Here is an 11658-nt window from a genome sequence, read left to right on the forward strand (position 1 = left end):
CCCGCGACCGCGCCCCCGATGCATGATCAGCCGGGTGAGTCGCCGTCGGGCCCGGCGACGAGGTGGCGCAGCATCGGCTCCAGCCGGGAGAGCTCGGCCAGGTGCAGCTCACTGAGCTGCGTGATGCGTTCCTCCCCGGCGTCCGTCAGGCGCAGCCGCACCGTGCGTCCGTCGGCGTCGTCACGTGTGCGCTGCAGGACGCCCGCGGTCTCGGCCCGGTCGGCGAGTCCGACGAGGCTGTGGTGGCGGACGTTCAGGTAGGCGGCGGCCTCGCTCATCGTCGGGCCGCGTGGGTCGTCGTGGCCCTTCACCGCGAGCAGCAGCTGGTGCTGGGCGTGGGTCAGGCCGACCTGGCCGGCCTGTTCGCGGCTCCAGCTGTCGAACCGGCGCAGTGCGGTGCGGAAGCGCAGCAGGTTCGCGTAGTCGGTGTGCGTCAGCCCGGGCACGGCCCGACTCTGCCACGCACAGGTTGCATCGCAATGCGACACAGTCTTATCGTGGAACGATACTTCCGACGAAGGAGGAGCCATGTGGGGAGATCTCGCAATCGCACTCGCCTGTGTCGGGTTCACCATCGCGGTCGCACTGGTCGCCCTCGAGCTGGGGACGATCGGCCGGTCCACGACGATGCTCCTCGCCACCGACGCCCGCCGCCGCCACACCCCCCGCCCGAGCCGGCCACGCGACCACGCACGGCCGTGATCGGCCGTGATCGGCCGGCTGCACCTCACGAGCAAGCCCGCGGCAGCACCCGACCGGGTGGTCCGGCGCGCCCGCTTCGTGTCGGGATCGTTGAATGATGCAGGGATGGGCGGTGTCCTGACGCCCCGGCGACACCGCCCATCCACCACGTCCGTGCCGCGAAGTGGGGTAAACCCCCTGTCGGCAATGCCCCTAATCGGGCAAAGTCTTTTTCAGCGGACGAACCAACCGAACACCGTGAGAACGACCGGAACCGAGGCCCGTGGGGGGCCGGAGGGACCGGGTCGCGGCACAGGGGCGGCGCAGGGCCCGTGGGGGGCCCGGCGTCACCGACCGGTTGGTCGACGAGTGCGCGCCGGACGGCCAGGGCCTTGCCCTCCGGCGCGCGCTCGGTCCGCCGGACCCTGTGAGTGGCGATCGTCGCTGGAGCGACTATCGCCACTCACGACCTCCGCCGGGCCACCTCGCGTGCCTCATCCGTCGGATCGGCCGTGACCCCGCCGCCGTCACGCCTGTGCCGCGCCCGGCCGACGGCCTCGAAGACCGGCGACGGCACGATGCCCACGGCGGAGGCGACGAGCACGGCGGCGGCGACCACGATTCGCGGCATCCGTCGCTCCCCGCATGACCCCAGCCCTTCACCCGTGGGTGTCGATCCCGTACTCGCGACGCCCGGTTGCGGCGTCAGCGCTTTCGCCCGGCGCCGGGACCTCGCAGAGTGGACAGGTACACCACGAGAGGAGCCGACGATGGACGACCTCGACGAGCTGTGGCGCGCCCTCGACCGCATCGCCACGACCCCACGGCTGCTCGTCGCCTGCGACTTCGACGGCGCGATCGCCCCGGACCTCGGCGATCCCGACGGTGCGCGTGCCGAGCAGCTGACCTCCGAGTCGTTGAGCATCCTGGTGGCGCTGGCCCACACGACGGTGGCGGTCGTGTCGCGGCGTGACCCCGACCAGGTCTTCGAGCTGATGCTGTTGTCGGGCGCCAAGGCCGGGCTGCGTTTCGTCGCACCGGAGGATCTCGACGGCCTGCGGGCCGAGGCCGGCGTCACCGCCGCCGTCAGGATCGTCTCCGCCGACGAGGAGCCGCAGCCGTTGCAGGCCGGGGACCTCGGAATCACGGTGCTCAACGAGGCGCCACCGCCGGAGACGGGGTCGGGTTTCCTGGTCGAGGACACCGAGGCTGCCGCCGAGGTGCTGGAGGAGCTCGCCCGCCTGCGCCGTGGCACCTGAGGCCGACGCACGCCTCCCGGACGGACCTCGGGCGGCCGGTGGATGCATCCTCGTCACCGGTTCGGCGGGCCTCGTCGGTCATGCCGTGCGGCTGCTGCTGGAGGCCGACGGCGAACGGGTGGTCGCGGTCGACCGCGTGAGCCGCGCGGCCGACGGGTACGCGCAGCTGCCCTGCGACGTCACCGATCCCGCCGCCGTCGACGCGGTGGTCGCTGCCCACGGCGTGACGGCGATCGTCCACTGCGGAGGCGTGTCCGGACCGATGGTCGCCCGGGACGATCCGCGCGTGGTCGTCGACGCGAACATCGGCGGCACCGCGAACCTCCTCGAGGCCGCCCGCCGCCACGGTGTCGCCCGCGTCGTGTACTGCTCGTCGATCGCCGCGTACGGCGCGACCCCGCCCGGGCCCGTCACCGAGTCGACCCCGCTGCGACCGCTCGACGTCTACGGCGCGACCAAGGCCGCCGCCGAGCATCTGGTCGCCGGCTACCACCACGACCACGGTGTCACCGGCGTCTCGCTGCGGATCTCCACGGTGTTCGGGGCGCGCCGGCGCACCGCGTGCCTGATCCGCGGCCTGCTCGACGACGCTGCTGCCGGCCGTCCGACCCGGGTCCGGATCCCGGCCGATGCCCCGCAGCAGTACGTGCACGTCGACGACGTCGCCACCGCGGTCCGCGCGGCCCTGCACGCCCCCGGTGTCGCCGGCGCCTACAACGTCAGCGGCGGCGCGGTGCACACCGTCGCCGAGGTGATCGCCGCTGTCAGGGAGGCCGATCCGCGGGTTCGCGCCGCGGCTGATCCGCCGGATCCCGTTGCGGCCCAGGGATGGCCGGGCGCCCTCGACCTGACGGCCGCCGCTGCGGACCTCGACTGGCGTCCACAGAGGTCACTCGTCGACGGCGTCCGCGCGATGGTCGCGGAGCTCGCGTCCGGCGGGCGTTGACGAACGGGCACCGCCCGGCGAGTCTGCCGACATGACATCGACGTCGTCGCGAGACCAGATGCGGTTCGACGGCCGGGTGGCGGTCGTGACGGGCGCAGGCCGCGGGCTGGGGCGTTCCTACGCGCTCGCCCTCGCCTCGCGGGGCGCGAGGGTCGTGGTCAACGATCTGGGCGGCAGCCTGTTCGGCGAAGGTGCCGACGCGACGCCGGCGGCCACGGTCGCCGAGGAGATCCGGTCGGCGGGGGGCGAGGCGATCGCCGACGACTCCGACGTGGCCTCCGAGGAGGGTGCCGCCTCGGTCGTCGGCGCGGCGGTGGAGGCGTGGGGCCGCGTCGACGTCGTGGTCAACAACGCCGGGATCCTCGTCCCGGGCGCGCTGCCCGGGCTCCGGCCCGCGGACCTGCGCCGTCATCTCGACGTGCACGTCGTCGGCTCGTTCGCCGTCACGCGCGCGGCGTGGCCGCATCTCGTCGCGCAGCAGTACGGCCGGGTGGTGCTGACGACGTCGGTCGGCATGTTCGGCGGCGGCCACCTCGTGTCGTACGCGACGGCGAAGGGCGCGTGCGTGTCGCTCGGCCGCTCGCTCGCGGACGCCGGGCGCGACCACGGGATTCTCGTCAACATGATGGCGCCCGCGGCGGACACCCGGATGGTCACCGATCCGGAGTTCCGTGCGCAGTCGGGCCTGCCGCCGCTGGCCGCCGACCACGCCCCGGACCCGACGCGGGGTCCCGGCCAGGCGGCGCCGATGCTGCTCCTGCTGGCCCACGAGTCGTGCCCGTGCACGGGCGAGGTCCTCAGCGCGGGGCTGGGGCGTTTCGCGCGGGTGATGTGGGCGGAGACGTCGGGGATCGTCGCCGACGGGCTCGGCCCGGAGGACCTCCTCGCACGCTGGGACGCGATCGTCGACGACTCGTCGTACGTGGTCCCTGCGTCGACGAGCGACGCGGTCCGGGCCCGGGAGGCCCGCATCGCCGGGGCCCGCGGCCGCCCCTGACGGTAGGTCGGGGACGGTGCCGGTCGCCGGGACGTCCGGTGTCGCGACGTCCCCGGGTCGTTGCGTCCAGCTCTTCCATACGGAACGACCAACGGCTGCGGCGGGCGGTGGCGCCGACAGCGGGAGGCGCAGGGTCAGCGCGCCGCCGGGGCCTCGGCGGGCGCCTCGACCATGGCCGCGAGGGTCTCGAGCAGGTGGCCGAGGTCGGCCACCCCCAGCCGCGCCTCGAGGTCGGCGCGCAGCTCGTCCTCCTGGTTGACGACCTGCTGCAGGACGGGCGCGCCGCGGTGCGACATGAAGATCAGCACCCGTCGCCGGTCGAGCGCGTCGATCCGCCGGTGCACGAGTTTCAGCTGGCTGAGCCGGTCCACGACACGGGTCAGCGTCGCGGCGGCGAGGACCGCCCGCTCGGCGATCTCGGCCATCGAGTGTCCCTGCCCGTCGACGAGCTGGAGCAGGACGCGGTACTGGTCGACGGTCAGCCCGGCCGAGCGGAGTGCGTCGTCGAGGCGGTCGGTCACGTACCGCTCGGCCCGGGCGAGCAGTAGCGCCAGGCTGACCTGCACCGTAGGGTTCTCCATGCAGCGTACGTCCTTGCTTCGACACGACGACGTTTCCAAACGGCACTATTCCACATGAGACCTGTGGGGAGCCGGAACAGCTGGGGGGTCGGTTGTCCAGCCGTCCGATGTGGACCCACGGTGAGGGTCACCCCGTCTCCGCCGTCGCCCACGCTCCCGACCCCACCGGTCTGTACCGGATCCGCGACGGCGTCTACGCCGCCGACCTGCTGCTCGCCGCCGTCACCGAGTTCGACCTGTTCACCCGGCTCGCCGCGCGCGGTCCGGTCACCGTCGCCGACGCGTGCGCCCTCCTGGGCCTGGCGGCCCGCCCGGCCGACGTGCTGTTCACGCTGTGCGCGGCGCACGGGCTCGTCGACCGCGACGTGGCCGGCGGCGACGTCGTCACGGTCACCGACCTGGGCCGCTGCCACCTGACCGCGGGCTCCCCGCTCGACCTGCGGGCCTACTACGGGTCGCTGTCCGAGCGGCCGGCGGTGGCCGAGCTCGCCCACGTCCTGCGTACCGACGAGCAGGCGGCATGGGGCAGCGCGAAGCCCGGCGCCACGGCCCAGGACGCCGACTGGTCCGGGCGGCTGGGCGACGTCGCGTTCGCCGAGCGGATCACCTCCGCGATGGACGCGCGCGGCGCCTACCTGGCCCCGCGGCTCGCCGCGGCCGTCGACGACGTCGCGGTCGGCGCGCTGCTGGACGTGGGCGGCAGCTCCGGCATCTACGCGACGGCACTGCTCGACGCGGCGCCGGACGCCCGGGGCACCGTGTTCGAGCGCGCGCCCGTCGACGTCGCCGCCCGGACGCTGATCGAGAGCCGCGGTCACGCCGACCGCCTCGACGTCGTCACCGGCGACATGTTCACCGACCCGCTCCCGACCGGGTACGACGTGCACCTGTTCTCGCAGGTCCTGCACGACTGGGACCGGCCGCGGGTCGAGCACCTGCTGCGGTCGTCGTTCGAGGCGCTCGCCCCCGGCGGCACGCTCCTCGACCACGACACCCACGTCGCAGCCGACAAGCGAGGGCCGCTGCCGGTGGCGGAGTACTCGGTGCTGCTGATGCACTCGACACCCGGGAAGTGCTGGTCGGTCGGGGAGCTGACGGAGATCGCGGAGGGTGTCGGTTTCGTCGGGATCGAGCACCGGCCGACGGCCGCCGACCGGGGGGTCCTGATCGCCCGGAAGCCCGCGTAGCGACGACGTCGCACGTCCGGTCGACCGGATCGGTCACGGTGCCCGACCCGAGTCCGGCACGCCGGCGTAGTCGGGCAGCGCCGGACCGTTGACCGCGCGGTCGACGAGGTCCATCAACGCCTCCATGTCGGGCTCCGGAGCCGGCTCGTCGGTCACGGCGCGGGTGGCCGCGTGCATCCGGCCGATCTCCTGGTTGGCCTCGACGAACGGGCGCATCCACGCCTCGTACGCCGCGAACCCCACCTTCGGGTCCCAGCCGGCGGCGGCCAGCTCCCCGGCCAGCACGTACGCCCCCACCAGGGCCAGGCCCGTCCCCTGCCCCGACATCGGCGACGAGCTGAACGCCGCGTCCCCCAGCAGGCCCACCCGCCCGCTCGACCAGCCGTCCATCACCACCTGGGCGATCTGGTCGAGGTAGAAGTCCGGGCTGTCGTCCAGGTGCGCCAGGATCTGCGGTGTCGACCAGCCCAGGCCCGCCATCTTCTCCCGCAGCAGACGCTTCTGGGCGTCGATGTCGCGATGGTCGACGTCGAACTCGGCCGCGGGGAACGACATCATCGCCATCACCGAGGCCGGGTCGCCGATGGGCCGCAGCCCGGCGGACCGGCCCGACTCCGCGTCCTGGTGGTCGATCAACCAGCGGTCGATCCCGAACTCGTTGGGCACGGTGAAGAACGCCAGCACGTGACCGAGGTGGCGGACGTACTGCTCCCGCGGCCCGAACACCATGGCGCGCAACGCCGAGTGCAGCCCGTCCGCCCCGATCACCAGGTCGACACGACGCCGGTCCCCGCCCGCGAACACCACGTCGACCCCGTCGGCGTCCTGCGAGATCTCCGCGATCCGGTCGCCGAAGACGTACTCCACGCCGTCGCGGGTGTCGTCGTAGAGGACCTGGGACAGGTTCCCGCGCAGGATCTCGATGTCGGCGATGAACCCGTCGCCACCGTCGTCCTCCGCACTGAACGTCGCCAGCACCGTCCCGTCGGCGTCGACCGTGTAGGCGCCGGCGGTGTCGGTGCAGGCCGCGCGGATCGTCGCGTCCAGGCCCATGCGCCGGATGACGTCCTTGGTCACCCCGCGCGCATCGACCGCCTGCCCACCGGGACGCAGCCCCGGCGCCCGCTCCACCACCGTCACCTCGGCGCCCCGCCGCCGCAGCCAGTGCGCCAACGCCGGCCCCGCGATGCTCGCCCCGGCCACCAACACCTTGATCCCGCTCACCTGCTGCTCCTTCGTCGGCCCGTCGAGGAGAAGACGCCGGCCACGCCGGAATCTCATCGGCCACAGCCACGAATCGTCGGTGCCTTCCGGCACGGTCACGACATGACGTCGGCACCGATGAGTTCCGGGCCCACGCGTCGTCCACACGTCGAACTGTTCATCCGAGTCTCACGGAGGAACCATGACCGAGCAGACCGCCGGCGCCCTGCCGCCCGTCGTCGACCAGCAGACGTGGCAGGCTGCGCTCGACGAGCTGCGGGTGCGGGAGAAGGCCGCGACCCGTGAGCTCGACGCCATCGCCGCGCAGCGTCGCCGGCTGCCGATGGTCGAGCTGCCCGACTACACACTGATCGGGCCGGACGGCCCCGTACCCCTCGTCGACGTGTTCGACGGACGCTCCCAGCTCATCGTCTACAACCACATGTGGTTCGACGACGCGGAGTGGCAGTGCGGCGGCTGCACCGGGCTGACCTCGCAGTACGTGCGGCTGGGCTTCCTCGACGCCTACGACGCCCGCTTCGTCGTCGTCACCCACGGGCCGATCGACGAGGCGCTGGCCTACCGGGAGAAGGTCGGCAACCGGATGGACTGGTACTCGTCGTCGGAGAGCCCGTTCAGCACCGACATGGGCGCCGGCCCCGGAGCGGGCTTCGCGGTGAACGTGTTCCTGCGTGACGGCGACACGGTCCACCGCACCTGGCACACCGACGGTCGCGGCACCGAGCAGCTCAGCCACACCTTCCCGCTGGTCGACGTGCTGCCGTGGGGCCGCCAGGAGGAGTGGCAGGACTCGCCCGCGGGATGGCCGACATCGCCCACCTACTCGAAGTGGCTCGACTCCCCCGACGTCGCGCGGCTGTACGGCCCGTCATGAGGCAGCAGATCAACGGCCTGGATCTGTACTTCGAGGTCCACGGCGACCTCGGCTCGTCGCGGACCCCGCTGCTGTTGATCCCGGGCGCGTTCATGGGGACCGACTCGATGGCGTCGTGGACCGCGGCCTTCGCGGTCGCCCGGCCCGTGATCGTCTTCGACCAGCAGGGGCACGGCCGCACACCGGACACGCCGCGGGCGATGTCGTACGAGCGGTTCGCCGACGACGCGGCCGCGCTGCTGCGCGCGCTGGGTGTCGGCCGTGCCGACGTGCTGGGCTACTCACAGGGCGGTGGCGTCGCGCTGCAGCTCGCGCTGCGGCACCCGGAGCTCGTCGGCAAGCTCGTCCCGGTGTCGGCGACGTTCCGCCGCGACGGCTGGTACCCGGTGGTGGGCGAGGTCATCGGGCAGCTGAGTGCCGCCGCGTTCGCAGGCTCGCCTGTCGAGAAGGCGTTCGCCGAGCACACCCCCGATCCCGCCGCGTTCGACGCCTACCTGGAGAAGATGAAGGTCCTCAACCGCGACGACCAGCAGATCAGCGACGACGAGATGCGGTCGATCACGGCGCCGACGATGGTCGTCGTCGGCGACGCCGACGGGGTGCGCCCCGAGCACGCGGTCGAGATGTTCCGGCTGCGCGGTGGTGGCGACGAGCAGGCCGCGGCGTCGGGGATGCTGTCGGAGCCCCCGGCCGCGCGGCTGGTGATCCTGCCGGCGATGTCGCACGTCGGGATCTCGGGCGCGACGGCGGTGCTGGTCCCGATGGTCACCGCGTTCCTCGACGACACGCCACCGCCGACCCCGGAGCTCTTCTGACGAGCTTGTGGCCGGGATCCGACCGCAAGTGGGGCCAGAGTCGTGTCCGACGCCGAACCACGGAGGACCCGATGTACGCACCCGCCCGCCACGACGAGATCACCGGGATCGTGAACTACCTGGACCAGCAGCTCACCGCCATCCGGTCGGCCGCATTCGGGCTCACCGAGGAACAGGCCCGCCAGACGCCGTGCCGGAGCGCACTGTCGATCGGCGGGATCATCAAGCACGCCGCCCAGGGCCTGCGTGGGGCGGTGCCGCGGCTGACGTCCGACGTCGTCGAAAGGCCCCTCGACGCCGAGGCGTACGCCGCGTACGCGGACGGGTTCGTCGTGCGCGACGACGAGACGGTCGCCGGGACCATCGACGACTTCGACAAGGCCCGCGCCGAGCTGCTGGCCCTGCTCACGTCGATCGACCCGGCTGCCGACGCCATGGCGCCGCCCGCGCCCTGGGAGGGCATCGTCGACGCCCGCCCGATCCACGCCCGCTACTACCTGCTGCATCTGGTCGAGGAGTACGCCCGGCACGCGGGGCACGCCGACATCGTCCGCGAGCAGATCGACGGCGTCGCGGTCCCGGCGCTCGTCCTGACCCTCGCCGGCGCCCCGGCCAACGACTTCTTCCGGCCCTACGAGCCGGCGCCCGGGACGCTGTTGGCGTGAGCGGCACGCCCGGTCCATGCTGAGGACGGCCGGACTGGGGGGTACGGGATGAAGGTCGTCGTCGTCGGCGCGGGGATCGGTGGGCTGACCACCGCCCTGCGCCTGCATCAGGACGGTGTCGAGTGCGAGCTCTACGAGCAGGGCCGCCAGATCCGTGAGCTCGGCGTCGGCATCAACGCGTTGCCGCACGCCGTCGAGGAGCTCGCGGCGCTCGGGCTGCTCGACCGTCTCGACGAGGTGGCGGTCCGCACCACGCAGCTGTCGTACCTGCACCGGCTCGGGCAGGAGATCCTGCGCCGGCCCTGCGGTCTCGACGCCGGGTTCACGCTCCCGCAGTTCTCCCTGCACCGGGGCCGGCTGCAGGGCGTGCTGCTGCGGGCGGTGCGTGAGCGGCTCGGCCCCGACGCTGTCAGGACCGGGCACCGGCTGGTCGGGTTCGAGCAGGACGCGTCCGGTGTGCGGGTGCGGTTCGCCGACGGGCAGCACGAGGCACGCGGCGACGTCCTCGTCGCCGCCGACGGCATCCACTCGACCGTCCGGGCACTCCTGTTCCCGGGCGAGGGCCCGCCCCGCTGGAACGGCGTCATGATGTGGCGCGGCGCCACCGACTGGCCCACCTTCGGTGGCGGCCGGGCCATGCTCATCGCCGGCGGCACGGCCGCGAAGCTGGTCGTCTACCCGATCGGCGCAGGGCAGACGCCGGACACTGCGCTCACCAACTGGGCCATCTGCATCCGCACCGGCGTGCCCGGCGACCCGCCGCCCGAGCGGCAGGACTGGTCACGTCCCGCCGACCCGGCCGACCTCGACGCGCACGTCGGACGCTTCCGGCTCGACGAGGTCGACCACGCCGCGCTCGTCCGGGCCACCCCCGAGGCGTTCGCGTTCCCGATGTGCGACCGGGACCCCCTGCCGCGCTGGACGCACGGCCGCGTCACGCTGCTCGGTGACGCCGCGCATCCCATGTACCCCATGGGCTCCAACGGCGCCGGCCAGGCGATCCTGGACGCGGCCGCCCTCTCCGCGTGCCTCCTGCGGCACGCCGCCGACCCGGCCGCGGCGCTGGCCGCGTACGAGGACGAACGGCTGGCCGCGACCAGCGAGATCGTCCTGCGCAACCGGGTCGGCGGACCGGAGGGCGTCATCGACGAGGTCGAACGACGCGCCCCCGACGGCTTCACCCAGCTGGACGACGTCATCGACGCCGCCGAGCTCGACGCCGTCGTCAACGGCTACGCCCAGGTCACCGGCGCCTCGAAAGCCCAGGTCGACCGCCCCGGCTGAGCCGGCCGCTCAGGCGCCCTCCACCGAGCCGGGCGGCAGGAAGTTCACATCGCACTCGGCCGAGAGCCGGACGACCTCGGCCGGGTCCTCGAGGTCGTGGAGCTTGTCGAACAGCTGGGCGAGCTTCCCCGACGGGCTCACCCAGAACAGCGCGCGCGTCGGCGCCTCGCTGCGGTTGTAGTACGCGTGCGGGAGGTTGCGCGGCATCCGCACCGTGTCCCCCGGCCCGGCCGTCTCCCACTGGCCGTCGAGATAGAGGGTGAACACGCCCTCGAGGACGTAGATGTGCTCGTCCTGGGTCGGGTGCACGTGCGGTGGGACACCGGTGCCGGGCGGGTCGTACGTCTCGAAGGCGAAGCTCGAGTCGCTGGCGGCCTTCATGTAGTACGTGTGGCCCAGGATGTTCCAGATCCGCTTCTGCACGCCCTCGTTCGCGAGTGTGATCCCTTTGGGGAGCGGGCCGAGCACGATCTCGTCGCCGAACATGACACCTCCGCACCGGTGGTTCGCTGTCTCCGGCACTCTGCGCCATGTCACTGCCGATGTACATGGTGGCAACACCTGCGACCGCGTGTCGCGGTGCGGGCCGTCACAACGTGCCGGAGGTCCCGTAGGAGTGGTCGGAACGGTCACGCCTGCCCTGCACGAACGCGTCGAGGGGCAACCCGAGCGCCGGCGGGAGCACCTGTGGGGTGCACGACCAGTCGTGCACCACCGTGCGGCTCGCGATCCGCCACACCCCGTCCCTCCGCGCGAACTGGTCCACGTACCTGCCGGCGAACACGTCGAGCGCCTCGGCGCTGCCGTCCGCGCTCCCCTCGGCCTCGGTCTGGGCCACGCGCCACAGGTAGGCGAAGACGTAGGTCTCGACCCGCGCCGTGTCCCCGTCGAGCTCGATCAGCTCGTTCGCCACCGCGTGGGTGGTGCGCAGCGCGGCCGACGTCAGCCGCCCGACGATGAACTCCGGGAACTCCTGGCCGGGGCCGGACCAGTAGCCGTGGTCGTCGACGGAGTCGAGGTGGTAGACGGAACGGATCAGCTCGACATCGCACCGGTCGACCCCGCGGCAGTAGCGCATGAGCACGTCGTGGATGTCGGCCCGGTCCACGAGCGTGCGCAGCCGGTCGTCGTCGATGGTCATGGAC

15 protein-coding genes are annotated in these 11658 nt (G+C 72.9%); 9 read left to right on the forward strand and 6 right to left on the reverse strand.

What is annotated here, in order from left to right; all coding sequences use genetic code 11:
- Window positions 1–26: 26 nt before the first annotated feature.
- A complete protein-coding gene (locus PSU4_RS06605; RefSeq protein WP_222596188.1) occupies window positions 27–446 on the reverse strand; it encodes a MarR family winged helix-turn-helix transcriptional regulator in 420 nt (139 codons plus the stop codon).
- An 82-nt stretch (window positions 447–528) separates the two neighbouring features.
- On the opposite strand from PSU4_RS06605, the gene PSU4_RS31155 reads away from it, so the two are divergent.
- A complete protein-coding gene (locus PSU4_RS31155; protein ID WP_186816778.1) occupies window positions 529–702 on the forward strand; it encodes a hypothetical protein in 174 nt (57 codons plus the stop codon).
- Window positions 703–1144: 442 nt separating this feature from the next.
- On the opposite strand, the gene PSU4_RS31160 is transcribed toward PSU4_RS31155, so the two are convergent.
- On the reverse strand, window positions 1145–1312 hold the full coding sequence (locus PSU4_RS31160) for a hypothetical protein (protein WP_186816779.1): 168 nt from the start codon (window positions 1310–1312) through the stop codon (window positions 1145–1147).
- A gap of 139 nt (window positions 1313–1451) precedes the next feature.
- On the opposite strand from PSU4_RS31160, the gene PSU4_RS31165 reads away from it, so the two are divergent.
- From PSU4_RS31165 to PSU4_RS06620, 3 genes are read left to right on the forward strand one after another with little or no spacing between them, the layout of a single operon-like run.
- A complete protein-coding gene (locus PSU4_RS31165) occupies window positions 1452–1940 on the forward strand; it encodes an HAD family hydrolase (protein ID WP_186816780.1) in 489 nt (162 codons plus the stop codon).
- The gene (locus tag PSU4_RS06615) at window positions 1930–2886 is read left to right on the forward strand and encodes an NAD-dependent epimerase/dehydratase family protein (protein ID WP_281290661.1); all 957 of its coding nucleotides are present in this window, start codon (window positions 1930–1932) and stop codon (window positions 2884–2886) included. Before PSU4_RS31165 ends, PSU4_RS06615 begins: the two co-directional genes overlap by 11 nt.
- A gap of 31 nt (window positions 2887–2917) precedes the next feature.
- Window positions 2918–3883 (forward strand): SDR family NAD(P)-dependent oxidoreductase, encoded by a 966-nt coding sequence (locus tag PSU4_RS06620; protein ID WP_186816782.1) that lies wholly within the window; start codon window positions 2918–2920, stop codon window positions 3881–3883.
- A gap of 134 nt (window positions 3884–4017) precedes the next feature.
- Here PSU4_RS06620 and PSU4_RS06625 read toward each other — a convergent pair whose 3' ends face one another.
- Window positions 4018–4464: a MarR family winged helix-turn-helix transcriptional regulator gene (locus PSU4_RS06625; RefSeq protein ID WP_147103514.1), complete on the reverse strand. Its 447-nt coding sequence runs from the start codon at window positions 4462–4464 to the stop codon at window positions 4018–4020.
- A gap of 107 nt (window positions 4465–4571) precedes the next feature.
- On the opposite strand from PSU4_RS06625, the gene PSU4_RS06630 reads away from it, so the two are divergent.
- Window positions 4572–5651, forward strand: a complete 1080-nt coding sequence (locus PSU4_RS06630) for a methyltransferase (protein WP_147103517.1) — start codon at window positions 4572–4574, stop codon at window positions 5649–5651.
- 33 nt (window positions 5652–5684) lie between these two features.
- Here the strand turns inward: PSU4_RS06630 and PSU4_RS06635 are convergent, their stop codons facing one another.
- Window positions 5685–6875, reverse strand: a complete 1191-nt coding sequence (locus tag PSU4_RS06635) for an FAD-dependent monooxygenase (RefSeq protein WP_186816783.1) — start codon at window positions 6873–6875, stop codon at window positions 5685–5687.
- 181 nt (window positions 6876–7056) lie between these two features.
- Between PSU4_RS06635 and PSU4_RS06640 the strand changes: the two genes are divergently transcribed.
- The 4 genes from PSU4_RS06640 (at window position 7057) to PSU4_RS06655 (ending at window position 10513) form a co-directional block, all read left to right on the forward strand.
- Window positions 7057–7749 carry a DUF899 domain-containing protein gene (locus tag PSU4_RS06640; RefSeq protein WP_147103520.1) on the forward strand — a complete coding sequence of 231 codons (693 nt, stop codon included), beginning with the start codon at window positions 7057–7059 and terminating at the stop codon, window positions 7747–7749.
- Window positions 7746–8564 (forward strand): alpha/beta fold hydrolase, encoded by an 819-nt coding sequence (locus PSU4_RS06645; protein ID WP_147103525.1) that lies wholly within the window; start codon window positions 7746–7748, stop codon window positions 8562–8564. The genes PSU4_RS06640 and PSU4_RS06645 overlap by 4 nt, the downstream gene beginning before the upstream one ends.
- A 71-nt stretch (window positions 8565–8635) precedes the next feature.
- The gene (locus PSU4_RS06650) at window positions 8636–9229 is read left to right on the forward strand and encodes a mycothiol transferase (RefSeq protein ID WP_147103528.1); all 594 of its coding nucleotides are present in this window, start codon (window positions 8636–8638) and stop codon (window positions 9227–9229) included.
- A 48-nt stretch (window positions 9230–9277) separates the two neighbouring features.
- Entirely contained in the window at window positions 9278–10513 is a 1236-nt protein-coding gene (locus PSU4_RS06655; RefSeq protein WP_147103531.1) for a flavin-dependent oxidoreductase, read from the forward strand.
- A gap of 9 nt (window positions 10514–10522) precedes the next feature.
- Here the strand turns inward: PSU4_RS06655 and PSU4_RS06660 are convergent, their stop codons facing one another.
- Together PSU4_RS06660 and PSU4_RS06665 are read right to left on the reverse strand one after the other, a co-directional pair.
- Window positions 10523–10999, reverse strand: coding sequence for a cupin domain-containing protein (locus PSU4_RS06660; RefSeq protein ID WP_147103537.1), 477 nt, complete (start codon window positions 10997–10999; stop codon window positions 10523–10525).
- A 103-nt stretch (window positions 11000–11102) separates the two neighbouring features.
- On the reverse strand, window positions 11103–11654 hold the full coding sequence (locus tag PSU4_RS06665; RefSeq protein ID WP_147103540.1) for a nuclear transport factor 2 family protein: 552 nt from the start codon (window positions 11652–11654) through the stop codon (window positions 11103–11105).
- Window positions 11655–11658: the final 4 nt, after the last annotated feature.

The sequence above is a fragment of the Pseudonocardia sulfidoxydans NBRC 16205 genome, assembly GCF_007989085.1.
Taxonomy (GTDB): Bacteria; Actinomycetota; Actinomycetes; order Mycobacteriales; family Pseudonocardiaceae; genus Pseudonocardia; species Pseudonocardia sulfidoxydans.

Coding starts and splice junctions, on each gene's coding strand:
- PSU4_RS31155 (WP_186816778.1), top strand. CDS start 529: ATGTGGGGAGATCTCGCAATCGCACTCGCCTGTGTCGGGTTCACCATC.
- PSU4_RS31160 (WP_186816779.1), bottom strand. CDS start 1,312: ATGCCGCGAATCGTGGTCGCCGCCGCCGTGCTCGTCGCCTCCGCCGTG.
- PSU4_RS31165 (WP_186816780.1), top strand. CDS start 1,452: ATGGACGACCTCGACGAGCTGTGGCGCGCCCTCGACCGCATCGCCACG.
- PSU4_RS06620 (WP_186816782.1), top strand. CDS start 2,918: ATGACATCGACGTCGTCGCGAGACCAGATGCGGTTCGACGGCCGGGTG.
- PSU4_RS06625 (WP_147103514.1), bottom strand. CDS start 4,464: ATGGAGAACCCTACGGTGCAGGTCAGCCTGGCGCTACTGCTCGCCCGG.
- PSU4_RS06630 (WP_147103517.1), top strand. CDS start 4,572: ATGTGGACCCACGGTGAGGGTCACCCCGTCTCCGCCGTCGCCCACGCT.
- PSU4_RS06640 (WP_147103520.1), top strand. CDS start 7,057: ATGACCGAGCAGACCGCCGGCGCCCTGCCGCCCGTCGTCGACCAGCAG.
- PSU4_RS06645 (WP_147103525.1), top strand. CDS start 7,746: ATGAGGCAGCAGATCAACGGCCTGGATCTGTACTTCGAGGTCCACGGC.
- PSU4_RS06650 (WP_147103528.1), top strand. CDS start 8,636: ATGTACGCACCCGCCCGCCACGACGAGATCACCGGGATCGTGAACTAC.
- PSU4_RS06655 (WP_147103531.1), top strand. CDS start 9,278: ATGAAGGTCGTCGTCGTCGGCGCGGGGATCGGTGGGCTGACCACCGCC.
- PSU4_RS06660 (WP_147103537.1), bottom strand. CDS start 10,999: ATGTTCGGCGACGAGATCGTGCTCGGCCCGCTCCCCAAAGGGATCACA.
- PSU4_RS06665 (WP_147103540.1), bottom strand. CDS start 11,654: ATGACCATCGACGACGACCGGCTGCGCACGCTCGTGGACCGGGCCGAC.